This is a genomic window from Clostridium sp., assembly GCF_030532265.1.
Taxonomy (GTDB): Bacteria; Bacillota; Clostridia; order Clostridiales; family Clostridiaceae; genus Clostridium.
Genome location: NZ_JAUNLM010000002.1, coordinates 108534 through 120315, shown reverse-complemented (window position 1 = coordinate 120315; position 11782 = coordinate 108534). Strand labels below are relative to the sequence as shown.

The window sequence follows — 11782 nt, the reverse complement described above, 5'->3', positions numbered from 1 at the left end:
AAAGGTGGTTATACCACCTTTTTATTCATATACAATAATAAAATCTTTTATATAAGCTATTACTTCCCTTAAAATCGCCTTAACTTCATATTTATTGAACTTTTTAACAGGCCATGTTGCAAATGAACAATCTAACTTAATTCTTTTAGCTATCATCTTTATTCTAGCAATATGATAATAATCCGAAACAATTACAGCTTTTTTAAACCCTTTATTATTCATTATATTCTTAGAAAATTTTAAATTTTGATATGTGTTTTTTGCCTTTTCCTCTATAAATATATTATTATCATCAATACCTAAATTAACCAAAAAATTTTTCATTCCTAAAGCTTCACTTATATCTCCTTTTCCTTTTCCTGTAACAATAAAATATTTTGCGATTCCTTCATTGTATAATTCAATAGATTTTTTTAACCTTTGATTCATAAAAATACTATTTAAATTACAACCTAAAATAACTATAACATCACTCTTTTCCACTTTAAATAAATGTGGTGCAATAATTATTTTTAAGGTTATCGTGAAAATGATTACTAAATTTATTAATATAGTACTTATAATCTTCACCACCACAAATTAGTATATACTATTATATTTATTCAAGTATACTTTTGGTGATTTGCCAAAAATTTTATTTTTTCTTTTATTAAATTTTTTGCTTTTTATATTTTAATTTAATTAATTTTATTCTATAATCTATATGGTAGACTTGTTTCTATGCTCTTTTTAAATTTTACAATAATACAACTAGTAGAGGTGATTAAATGGATTTATCAAACACTTTAAAGACTACTTCAGAATATATACTTTCTAAAAGTAAATATAAACCTGAAATTGGTCTTATTCTAGGATCAGGTTTGGGATCTTTAGCTGACTTAATTGAAGAACCTGAATTTTATCCATATGAAACATTACCTAATTTCCCTGTATCTACTGTAGAAGGTCATAAAGGTCGTCTAGTTATAGGAAAATTAGAAGGAAAAATTGTAATTGCTATGCAAGGAAGATTTCATTATTATGAAGGTTATAAAATGACGGATGTAACTTTTCCTGTTAGAGTAATGAAGCTTTTAGGCGTAGGCAAGTTAATCGTTACCAATGCCGCAGGTGCTGTAAATACAAATTTTAAACCTGGGGATTTAATGATAATTAATGATCACATTAATCTTTCCGGAAGCAATCCTTTAATTGGTAAAAATTTAGATGAATTCGGACCAAGATTTCCTGATATGTCAACAGCTTATAATCCAGAGCTTATAAATCTTACAAAAAATATCGCTAAAGATTTAAATATTGACATAAAAGAAGGCGTTTACACTATGTTTAGCGGGCCAACTTACGAAACTCCAGCTGAAATTAGAATGGTTAGAATTTTAGGTGGTGATGCAGTAGGTATGTCAACGATACCAGAGGTTATTGTTGCCAATCATTCCGGAATAAAAGTATTGGGCATATCTTGTTTAACAAATATGGCTGCTGGAATACTAAAACAACCACTTAATCATGAAGAAGTTATAGAAACTTCAAATAAAGCTAAAAATAGTTTTATAACTCTAACTAAAGAAATAATTAAAAATCTATAAAGAACAGTCTTAAGTCTATAAGTAAAAATTATATACAAAGGAGAAAGAACATTGAGTAGATTTATTGGATTAATCGGAATCATAGTAATTTTAGGAATAGCTACGCTGTTCTCAGACAACAGAAAGAAAATCAATTGGCGTTTAGTTGGTATAGGGTTAGCACTTCAAGTTGTATTTGCCCTAATTATATTAAAGATCCCAGCTGGTAGAGCTTTCTTCGATTTTTGTAGTAAAGCAATAACAAAATTACTTGACTTTACTCTTGAAGGTTCAAAGTTCTTATTTGGTAACTTAATGAATCAAGATACTTTTGGAATGATTTTCGCATTACAAGTTCTTCCAACAATTATCTTCTTCTCAGCTTTAATGGGAATACTTTATTACTTAGGAATTATGCAATTCATAGTTAAAATTATCGCTAAAGGTCTTTGCAAATTACTTGGAACATCAGGCGCTGAAACATTAAGTGCTGTTGGAAACATATTCTTAGGACAAACAGAAGCTCCACTTTTAGTAAAACCTTTTATAAAAGATATGACTAAATCAGAGCTTATGGCTATAATGGTCGGTGGTATGGCTACTGTTGCAGGTGGAGTTATGGCTGGATATGTGGCAATGGGAATTAATGCAGGTGACTTACTTGCTGGTAGTATAATGGCTGCTCCTGCTGGACTTATCTTAGCTAAAATTCTTGTACCTGAAACAGAAGAACCAAAAACAAAAGGTACTACTGATGTAAAAGTAGAACAAACAGCATCAAATGTTGTTGAAGCTGCTGCAAATGGAGCTAGTGAAGGTTTAGGTCTTGCCCTTAACGTTGCTGCTATGCTTCTTGCATTCGTTGCACTTATAGCTTTACTTAACTACATATTAGCTGCAATTGGCGGACTATTTGGATTCCCAACACTTAGCTTCCAATGGATATTAGGTAAAATATTCTCACCATTAACATTTGTAATGGGTATACCTACTGTTGATTTAGGAACTGCTGGTAGTTTACTTGGTCAAAAAGTTATGATTAACGAATTCGTTGCATACTCAGAAATGTCTAAATATGTAGCTGCTGGAACTTTACAACCAAAAACAGTTCTTATATTAACTTATGCACTATGTGGATTTGCTAACATAAGTTCAGTTGCTATCCAAATTGGTGGTATAGGTGCTTTAGCTCCAGATAGAAAAGGTTTAATTGCAAAACTTGGATTTAAAGCATTACTAGGAGGAGCTCTTGCAACTTGTTTAACAGGAACAATAGCTGGAGTTTTATTCTCAGTTTAGTAAAATAAACTTATAAATATAAAAAGAGTACTTTTTTAAAAGTACTCTTTTTATTTACACTATAATAAAAATTAAAATATATCGTAGTAAATACTATAAAATAACTTGATTATTAATTGTTTTTAAAATATATTAATTATTTTATTACAGTTAATTCTTTAGTTACTTTATTCAATCTTTCATGACCATCTTCAGTAACTAATACTAAATCTTCTATTCTAACACCAATATCTCCACTTAAATAAATTCCTGGTTCTACTGAAAATATCATTCCAGGTTTTACTTCATTATTATTTGCAGCACTTACATCACCAAAATCATGACAATCTATACCAATGCAATGACCTGTTCTATGTGTAAAATATTCTCCATATCCCATTTCCTCAATATAACTTCTTGCTGCATTATCTATTTCTTTAAACTTAACTCCTGGCTTTATTATAGCTATAGCTCTTTCATTAGCTTCTTTTACTATGTTGTATATCTTTTTATGTTCTTCTGAAGGCTCTTCTTTAAAGAATACAGTTCTTGTCATATCTGAACAATAATCTTTATAAACTCCTCCCATATCAATAACTATACTATGACCACTTTTTATAGCTGAATTATCTGTTTCATGATGTGGATCTGCTCCGTTTGGTGATACCGCTATAATTGGAGGAAATGAAAATTTATTCATTCCATTTTTAGCATATAAATCTTTTAATATTTCAGTACATTCTTCTTCAGTTTTTCCTTCTTCTAAATGCTTCCACAGCTCCTTCATTGTTTCATCATTTCTTCTTGAAGCTTCTTTCATTAATTCTATTTCTTCTGCATCTTTTATCATTCTTAAATTATCAATTATTGGTGATGAATTTTCATAATTTTTAGCTGCATTAATTTTCATAAGACTTAATAAAAAATGTGCTGGCCAAGTTTTATCAATTCCTAAAACCGCCTCTTTATCAACATACTTAGCTAATATTTCAACTGGATTTTCTATATCATCATACCAAACTATATCAATTCCTAAATCTTCTTCTACAGGGAATAACTTATTATTTACTAATTTATGTTCTCCATTAGTTTTAATAAGTAAAGCTACCATTCTATTTCCTGGATGGAACCACTTTCCTGTTAAATAAAAAAGTGATGATGGTGATGAAACTATCATTTGTGTTAAATTATTTTTTTGCATTTCTTTTATAACATTATTTATTCTGTTCTCTTTCATTCTTATCCCTCCGTATTGTTTTATATTACTATTATAATATACTAATATGAATAAAGTTCAAATAATTACAATTCTTTAAGTATTATTTAATATTTATATTATTTTCTAAGTGATATAATATTATTGAGAAATTTTTAGGAGGCTAGCTTTATGAAAATAGCAGTTATTTCAGATATACATGGCAATATTTATGCACTAATGAGAGCTTTAGAAGATATAGAAGATAATAAGGTTGATACTATAATTTGCTTAGGTGACCTAGTTGGATATGGTCCTCACCCAAATGAAGTTATATCAATGATAAAAAGAAGAAATATTCTTTGTTTAAAAGGTAATTACGATGCATCTGTTGTAGATGGAAGTTATACATATATAAGAGAAAACTCTATTAATTCATTTTCACTACCATGGGCCGTGGACGAGCTTAGAGCAGCAAATAAATTTTATTTAAACTCTCTTCCAACCTCTTTAACTTTGGAATTTGAAGATAAGAAAATATTATTCCTTCATGGAAGTCCAAATGCAATAAATGAATACTTACTTGAAGGTAATGATAATACAGCTTCAATTATGGAAAACCTAAAAGAAGATGCCCTAGTATGTGCTCATACACACATACCTTCAATAAAAAAATTTGGAAATAAACTTTTTATAAATGATGGAAGTATAGGAAAACCAAAAATAGGAAGACCAAATCCAACTTATTGCCTAATAGAAGTTGAAAAAAATAAACCTATAAAGGCAGAAATTAAAGAAATTACTTATGAAGTTAAAAGAATAGTAAAAGATATGACTATGCTTAAGTTTCCTGAATCTTTGATAAGATCTTTTGAAACTGGAGCTGAATAATATATCCCCATAATTAATTATACAATTAATTATGGGGTATGTTTTTATTGCTTTAAAACTCCAATAATTCTAAGATTACTTAATATACTTTTATCTCCCTTATGACACTCATAAAAACTTTCTGTTACATCTGTTCCAGCTTTAACTCCAAAATGTCCATTTTCATTAAATCCTGTAACTCCAGTTACATCATATACTGTACCATCTATAGCTACATATGCTAAATTATTATTTTTTCCATTATATTTTGATAATTCACCTAAAGTAAATTCTCTTCTTATTTTCAAAACAAAATTATTTCTCAAATTTTTTTCTTCCTCTAATAATAAAAATAAATCCTCTGTTATAACCTTTATATTTCTTATAATTTGCTTCCTATCATCATCATTTCTGTAAAATAACATATCTTTTAATTCATTAAGATCTTTATTTTTTTTATTTATAATTTTTTCTAGTAACATAAACAACCTCATATAATTATTGATAAATATATGATAATATATGATAAGTATGTTGCATTTGTTAGAAAAGTATTGTAAAATCAACTTAATATATTTTTTATAAAAACTGTGAAGAGAAGAGTAGACTTAGGATGTAGTCTTAGCGAGTAAGGGATGGTGTAAGCCTTATACGAAGCCTATGATTGAAGAACATCTCAGAGTTTCTAACCGAAAGCAAATTAATTTTAAATTGTTAGTAGACTTAGACGGACATCTAGACCGTTAGCTTCTAGAAGGGCATAAAATGTGCCTGTAATTTAAGTTGGCTATATTTTATAGCAATTTGGGTGGTACCGCGATAGTATCCTTTCGTCCCATTATTTTGGGATGGAAGGTTTTTTTATTTTATAAATTAATTTTCAAGTTATAGGAGGTAAAATTTAAATGGATAAAAATATTTTAGTTAAATCCCTTTATAGAAATACATCAGAATATTTAAATAAAGATGTAACTATATCAGGTTGGATAAGAACTTTAAGAGCTTCAAACGCTTTTGGATTTATTGAAATTAACGATGGTTCTTTCTTTAAAAATATTCAAATAGTATTTGATAACAAATTAGAGAACTTTAAAGAAGTTTCAAAACTTCCAATAAGCTCATCATTAAAAATAATCGGAACTTTAGTTGAAACTCCAAATGCTAAACAACCATTTGAAATTCAAGCTAAGGAAATAGTAATTGAAGGTATGTCAGATTCAGACTATCCGCTTCAAAAGAAAAGACATACATTTGAATACTTAAGAACAATCGCTCACTTAAGACCAAGAAGTAATGCTTTTTCAGCTGTATTTAGAGTAAGATCTGTTGCTGCTTATGCAATACATAAGTTCTTCCAAGAAAGAGACTTTGTTTATACAAACACTCCTATCCTTACTGGAAGTGATTGTGAAGGTGCTGGAGAAATGTTTAGAGTTACTACTCTTGACTTAAATGAAACTCCAAAAACTGAAGAAGGTGCTGTTGATTATAGCAAAGATTTCTTTGGAAAAGAAACTAATCTTACAGTTTCAGGACAGTTAAACGCTGAAACATTTGCTTTAGCATTCAGAAATGTTTATACATTCGGACCAACATTTAGAGCTGAAAATTCAAATACAGCAAGACATGCTGCTGAATTCTGGATGGTTGAACCTGAGATATCATTTGCTGACTTAGAAGATGATATGAAACTTGCAGAAGAAATGTTAACTTACGTAATTAAATATGTAATGAAAGAATGTCCTGAAGAAATTGAATTCTTCAATAAATTTATTGATAAGGGATTAGTTGAAAGATTAAACCACGTTGCAAACTCAGATTTTGCTAGAGTTACTTATACTGAAGCAGTAGAGATACTTAAAAGCTGTGGTAAAAAATTCGAATATCCTGTTGAATGGGGAATTGACCTTCAAACAGAACATGAAAGATATTTAACAGAAGAACATTTCAAAAGACCTACATTTGTAACTGATTATCCAAAAGATATTAAAGCATTCTATATGAGAATGAACGATGATAATAAGACAGTTGCAGCTATGGACCTTCTAGTTCCTGGAATAGGAGAAATAATTGGAGGTAGCCAAAGAGAAGAAAGACTTGATATATTAAAAAATAGAATGGCTGAACTTAACTTAGCTGAAGAAGATTACTGGTGGTATCTAGAGCTTAGAAAGTACGGAGAAACTAAGCATGCTGGATTCGGTCTTGGATTTGAAAGATTAATAATGTACATTACTGGTATGTCAAATATCAGAGATGTTATTCCATTCCCAAGAACAACTGGTCAATCAGATTTCTAATTATAAAATAATTTAAGCAATAAGCAATAAAAAATTTAGGGGCTATAAATAGATATAAGCCAGTATCTTTAAAAGATACTGGCCTTTTTTTATTATTTTATTTATTTTCTCTACCTTTTGCAAATTCATATAATGAGTTTACAGGAACTCCTGTACCACCTTTAGCCTTATAAGGCTTTGGTGAATCTGTCCACGCTGTTCCTGCTATATCTAAATGTAAGAATGGTACACCTTCTTCTACAAATTCTTCAACAAATAATCCAGCTGTTATTGTTCCAGCATTTCTGCCACCAATATTTTTTAAATCAGCAATGTCTGATTTTATAAGCTCCTTATATTCATTAAATGTTGGTAATTCCCACACCTTTTCTCCAGTATATTCAGTTACTGTTTTATATTCTTTAAATAAATCATTATCATTAGTTATAGCAGCTGTTGTAGTTTCTCCTAAAGCAACAAGTGCTGCACCTGTAAGAGTTGACATTTCTATAACTTCATTAACCTTTTCTTTTTTACTTATATAAGTAACTGCGTCAGCTAAAGTTAATCTACCTTCTGCATCTGTATTTAAAACTTCTATAGTTTTTCCTGACATACTACCTATAATATCTCCAGGTCTATACGCACATCCTGATATCATATTTTCACAAGCTGCTACTACTCCTATAACATTCATAGCAAGATTTCTTTTTGCAATAACTGATATAGCACCTATTACAGCAGCTGCTCCACCCATATCTGATTTCATTGTTTCCATTCCATTAGTTGGTTTTAATGAATATCCACCTGTATCAAAAGTTAATCCTTTACCAACAAGTCCTAAAATATCTTTTTTATTGTGTTTATCTCCAAAATACCTCATAACAATAAGCTTTGGTTCTCTAGCTGAACCTTTTGCAACAGACATAAAAGCTTCCATTCCAAATTCTTCAATTTTTTCTTTATCAAAAACTTCAACTTCAAAACCAAATTTATTTCCAAGTATAGTTGCTGCATCAGCTAGTGTTTCTGGATACATTTCATTTGCTGGTTCATTTACTAATTCTCTAGCTATTTTAACTCCATCTGCTATATCTATTCCTTCTTTAACAAATTCATTAGCTTCATTTATTAATGCTTCTTCAACACCAATAATTGATACAGACACTTCTCTATTTTCTTTATCTTTTTTATATTTTATAAATTCATAATCTGAAAGCATTAATGATAATGTAATAGCTTTTATAATTTCTAAAGCATCAAGTTTATTTGTATTAATCATATTAAAAGCTATAGATACATTTTTAAGCTCTTTCATCTTTTTATAGGCTTTTGATATATTTTCTTTAATAGTTTCTAAATTTATATCTTCTTCATTTCCAAGACCTATTAAAATTGTATCTTCAATATTTCCATCGTTCTCGTTTGTTAATATGTAAGTTTCTCCAGATTTTCCTTTAAACTTATCTTTACTATTTAAATTAGATAAAATTTCTTTTAACTTATTATCCTTAATGTCTAAATTACCTTCAAATAAAGGAATTATTCTTCCATCAAAGTTCTCTTTAACATTACTTACAGTTATATTCATATAATACCCCTCCATATTCTTATTATTTCATATATTCTTCTAATAAAATAATTTTACCTTGAGCTAAACTTTTAGGAACATCTATTATTCTTTGATTAGTTGATCCTCTAAATCTAATTCCATCCTCTTTTTTATTTTGATCAAATTTTCCATCTACTAAAACATCTATATTATTTATAAAATCTTTTAATTCTTTTTTTTCATTCATCTTATTTAAAATATGTTCAAATGTATATCCAGTAAATGACCAAATATTTAAACCATTATTTTTAAACTTTTTTGCCATATATGCAAATTTATCAGCTTGTTCTAAAGGATCGCCTCCACTAAATGTCACTCCTTTAATCATAGGGTTTTCTAAAACATCTTCTATAAGTTCATCCATGTTTTTTTCTTCTCCACCATTAAAATCATGAGTATCAGGATTAAAACACCCTTCACAATTATGTCTACATCCTTGTGCAAAGAAAACTCTTCGTATTCCAGGTCCATTTACCAGGCTTTCATAAGCTATTCCTGCAAGTCTTATATTTTTGCTCATAAGTTCACTCCTCTTATCTATTAATTATATCATTCCAATAATTACTATCAATATAATCAAAAATATTTATTACTTAATTAATTTTATTAATATCTTTATAATACTTTCTTAAATATTATTTGCTAAAAAGGCTACTACAATTACTATTGTAGCAGCCTTAATCTATTTTTAATTAACAATCTTGATAGTGATTAACCCCTGTTCCTGTATGAGTAACTCTATCCTGTCTTTCATGATACTTTCCAGGTCCAAATCTTTCATCTAAACTTAAGTATCCTGTTACTCTAGAAATTCCTTGTATATCTACACTTCCACAATTAGTACATTTTTGCTCGTGATTGTGTAAGTATGTTCCACAATCTTTACAATATCTTATATGGAAGTTAATTCCTAGGTAACTTATATTAGTTTTCTTATATGCATAATCTAATATAGACATTATAGTTTCACCTGATGGACAATCATCAACTTCTAAATAACTTATATGTCCGCCATTACATAGTTTATGATAAGGTGCTTCTATATCTATCTTATCCTTTAAAGATATTGCATAATTAACTGGAACATGGAAACTATTTGTATAATATTCTTTATCAGTTACACCTTTAATAATTCCAAACGCCTTTTGGTCTTGTTTAATGAATTTTCCTGATAAACCTTCAGCTGGTGTTGCATAAGCACTCCAGTTAAGTTTTGTTTCTTCTGCTGTTCTATCACAGAATGATCTTAAATGTTCAATAATTTTAATACCAAGTTGTCTAGCATCTTCATCTTCACCATGATGCTTTCCTACTAATGCAGTTAATGTTTCTGCAAGACCTATAAATCCAATTCCCCAAGTTCCTTGTTTTAATATTGGTTCTATTGAATCATCTGGTAATAAACCTTCTGAACCTTTCATTAAATTTTGACCTGCTACAAAAGGTAAATCTTTAACTTTTAAATGCTTTAATACTTCATATCTATGAAGTAATGATTCTTTAGCTAAATTTAATCTTTCATCAAATATTTTAAAGAATCTATCTATATTACCTTGAGCTTGTATTCCTATTCTAGGTAAATTTATAGTTGTAGGAGCTATATTACCTCTTCCCTTAACACCAGGCTCTCCATTTACATTACTCATAAGATAAGTTCTACATCCCATAGTAGCTGGAGTAATACCCATATCATAATATTTTTTATTAAAATCTGCATCTATATTCATAAATGTAGGATTCATTCTTTTAGCCGCAACTCTACAAGCTAACTCATATAAATAGAAATAAGGATCATTTGGTTCCCTATTTACGCCTTCTTTAACTCTAAAAATTATGTTAGGGAATATTGGTTGCTCACCTTTTCCTAAACCTTTTTCATACTCTAATAAGAATATTTCACAAATTAAAGCTGCATCTCTTGATTCTGGTATTCCTATATTTATTGAACTAAATGGTACTTGTGAACCAGCTCTTGAATGCATTGTGTTTAAATTATAAACTACCCCTTGCATTGCTTGATGTATTCTATTTTTTAATTTTTTTTCTGCTAGTTCCTCTATTTTTTCCTGAGGTAATCCAAGTTCTTTAAACTCAGATATTATTTCTTCTCTAGTTGGTTTAACAAATATAGACATATCATTATCAAAGTCAGGATGTGATTGACCACCAAACATATCATTTTGAGTTGATTGTAATAATATACATGATAATTCTGCTGCCGTTTCTATTCTTCTTGGTGCATTTATAGTTCCATATCCTGTATTAAATCCATTCTCTAATATCTCTTTAGTTGGAATGTGTAGACAGTTAGTAGTTAAGTTATAACTATCTAAGTCATGATAATAAAGATCTCCAATTTCATGTGCTTTTGATAAATACTTTGGCATATTTGCTAAGTTATGCCATTTATTTGATTCTGATGCTATTCTTAATAATTTAGAACTAAAATTATTACCAACATTAGCATTATCTCTATCTGTTTCAACACCTATTTTACTTATAGCTCTCATAAGGTCTGATTTTATTTCTCTAACCTTAGTTCTCTCTCTTCTATAATTTTGATATGCAATAACAACATTATCTAAGTTTGAATCCTTTAAAGCTTTTTCAACAAGATTTTGAACTTGCTCTACAGATATTCTATTTTCCCCAGACACCTCTATATACTCAATAACTTTTTGAACGATATCTAACGTTTTGCTCGCTTTTAGGTTTACACCTATATCTTCAGCTGCTTTCTTTATAGCATTAACTATCTTCTCTGAATTGAACTCAACCTCTCTACCGTCCCTTTTTACAACATATAGCATCTAAACGACCCCCATAACACAATATATAGTACCAATTTTAGTACTGTCTTATTATACTTCAAAAGATATTCTAGTGCAATCAGCTTTTATTTTAAATTTATTTGATATTTTATCCTTGCTTATTCTTTGCTTATATTAAGTCTAATTATCTCTCTTTTTTATTTTATTTTTTT

Annotated in this window: 10 protein-coding genes and 1 other annotated feature; of the genes, 4 read left to right on the top strand and 6 right to left on the bottom strand. The window is 28.9% G+C overall.

The window, feature by feature from the left end; translation table 11 throughout:
• Nucleotides 1-21: 21 nt before the first annotated feature.
• Nucleotides 22-483 (bottom strand): YdcF family protein, encoded by a 462-nt coding sequence (locus tag Q4E08_RS01520; RefSeq protein WP_303127413.1) that lies wholly within the window; start codon nt 481-483, stop codon nt 22-24.
• A gap of 284 nt (nt 484-767) precedes the next feature.
• Here Q4E08_RS01520 and Q4E08_RS01515 point away from each other — a divergent pair, with 284 nt between their 5' ends.
• Entirely contained in the window at nt 768-1586 is an 819-nt protein-coding gene (locus tag Q4E08_RS01515; protein WP_303127411.1) for a purine-nucleoside phosphorylase, read from the top strand.
• A 51-nt stretch (nt 1587-1637) separates the two neighbouring features.
• The gene (locus Q4E08_RS01510) at nt 1638-2864 is read left to right on the top strand and encodes a NupC/NupG family nucleoside CNT transporter (protein ID WP_303127409.1); all 1227 of its coding nucleotides are present in this window, start codon (nt 1638-1640) and stop codon (nt 2862-2864) included.
• 136 nt (nt 2865-3000) lie between these two features.
• Here the strand turns inward: Q4E08_RS01510 and Q4E08_RS01505 are convergent, their stop codons facing one another.
• The gene (locus Q4E08_RS01505) at nt 3001-4080 is read right to left on the bottom strand and encodes a Xaa-Pro peptidase family protein (protein WP_303127407.1); all 1080 of its coding nucleotides are present in this window, start codon (nt 4078-4080) and stop codon (nt 3001-3003) included.
• A 150-nt stretch (nt 4081-4230) separates the two neighbouring features.
• Here Q4E08_RS01505 and Q4E08_RS01500 point away from each other — a divergent pair, with 150 nt between their 5' ends.
• Entirely contained in the window at nt 4231-4929 is a 699-nt protein-coding gene (locus Q4E08_RS01500) for a metallophosphoesterase (protein ID WP_303127405.1), read from the top strand.
• Between the two features lie 44 nt (nt 4930-4973).
• Here Q4E08_RS01500 and Q4E08_RS01495 read toward each other — a convergent pair whose 3' ends face one another.
• Nucleotides 4974-5390 (bottom strand): cytochrome b5 domain-containing protein, encoded by a 417-nt coding sequence (locus Q4E08_RS01495; protein ID WP_303127403.1) that lies wholly within the window; start codon nt 5388-5390, stop codon nt 4974-4976.
• A 99-nt stretch (nt 5391-5489) separates the two neighbouring features.
• Nucleotides 5490-5749, top strand: a binding site (T-box leader).
• Nucleotides 5750-5813: 64 nt separating this feature from the next.
• Here Q4E08_RS01495 and asnS point away from each other — a divergent pair.
• Nucleotides 5814-7208, top strand: a complete 1395-nt coding sequence (gene asnS, locus Q4E08_RS01490; RefSeq protein ID WP_303127400.1) for an asparagine--tRNA ligase — start codon at nt 5814-5816, stop codon at nt 7206-7208.
• Between the two features lie 97 nt (nt 7209-7305).
• Here the strand turns inward: asnS and Q4E08_RS01485 are convergent, their stop codons facing one another.
• The 3 genes from Q4E08_RS01485 to Q4E08_RS01475 form a co-directional block, all read right to left on the bottom strand.
• Nucleotides 7306-8778, bottom strand: coding sequence for a leucyl aminopeptidase (locus Q4E08_RS01485; RefSeq protein ID WP_303127398.1), 1473 nt, complete (start codon nt 8776-8778; stop codon nt 7306-7308).
• 22 nt (nt 8779-8800) lie between these two features.
• Complete coding sequence (gene nrdG / locus Q4E08_RS01480) at nt 8801-9319, bottom strand: anaerobic ribonucleoside-triphosphate reductase activating protein (protein WP_303127396.1); 519 nt, start codon at nt 9317-9319, stop codon at nt 8801-8803.
• Between the two features lie 172 nt (nt 9320-9491).
• Entirely contained in the window at nt 9492-11609 is a 2118-nt protein-coding gene (locus Q4E08_RS01475; RefSeq protein WP_303127394.1) for an anaerobic ribonucleoside triphosphate reductase, read from the bottom strand.
• Nucleotides 11610-11782 lie beyond the last annotated feature (173 nt).

What these genes read in the sequence shown, in the direction of transcription:
- Q4E08_RS01515 (WP_303127411.1), top strand. Translation starts at nt 768, where the DNA reads ATGGATTTATCAAACACTTTAAAGACTACTTCAGAATATATACTTTCT.
- Q4E08_RS01505 (WP_303127407.1), bottom strand. Translation starts at nt 4,080, where the DNA reads ATGAAAGAGAACAGAATAAATAATGTTATAAAAGAAATGCAAAAAAAT.
- Q4E08_RS01500 (WP_303127405.1), top strand. Translation starts at nt 4,231, where the DNA reads ATGAAAATAGCAGTTATTTCAGATATACATGGCAATATTTATGCACTA.
- Q4E08_RS01495 (WP_303127403.1), bottom strand. Translation starts at nt 5,390, where the DNA reads ATGTTACTAGAAAAAATTATAAATAAAAAAAATAAAGATCTTAATGAA.
- asnS (WP_303127400.1), top strand. Translation starts at nt 5,814, where the DNA reads ATGGATAAAAATATTTTAGTTAAATCCCTTTATAGAAATACATCAGAA.
- Q4E08_RS01485 (WP_303127398.1), bottom strand. Translation starts at nt 8,778, where the DNA reads ATGAATATAACTGTAAGTAATGTTAAAGAGAACTTTGATGGAAGAATA.
- nrdG (WP_303127396.1), bottom strand. Translation starts at nt 9,319, where the DNA reads ATGAGCAAAAATATAAGACTTGCAGGAATAGCTTATGAAAGCCTGGTA.
- Q4E08_RS01475 (WP_303127394.1), bottom strand. Translation starts at nt 11,609, where the DNA reads ATGCTATATGTTGTAAAAAGGGACGGTAGAGAGGTTGAGTTCAATTCA.